This window comes from Pseudomonas sp. PDM25, from assembly GCF_019219045.1.
Classification (GTDB): domain Bacteria; phylum Pseudomonadota; class Gammaproteobacteria; order Pseudomonadales; family Pseudomonadaceae; genus Aquipseudomonas.
This window is the reverse complement of the sequence record NZ_JAHUWL010000096.1, coordinates 1-270: the sequence shown is the minus strand read 5'-3', so window position 1 is coordinate 270 and position 270 is coordinate 1. Positions and strand designations below refer to the sequence as shown.

1 protein-coding gene is annotated in these 270 nt (G+C 57.0%); it reads right to left on the bottom strand.

The genetic code is table 11. The features are described 5' to 3' along the window. Positions 1–270 (bottom strand): inovirus-type Gp2 protein (locus tag KW848_RS32775; protein WP_218539195.1); only part of this gene is annotated, 270 nt, incomplete at both ends.

The window sequence follows — 270 nt, the reverse complement described above, 5'->3', positions numbered from 1 at the left end:
CCTTGGTCTCAGCCTTGCAGAGGTAACTGACCCGATAGAAGTATCGATCCATCTCCCCCGAATCATCCTGAGAGAGGTGGAATGTGGCGTTTGCAGGGATATGCACCAAGCCCTCTGCCTCCTCGAACGTAACCCTCAGCGCACTCGCCCAGGCAGCCTGAATACGGCTGTAGAGATTCTCCCTCTCTGATTGGAAGCGCCCCACGGTGTGGTACGCATCCCGATTGAGTAGCAGCACGAAGTGGTAGTGCGGCCGACCTTTCTGTCCGA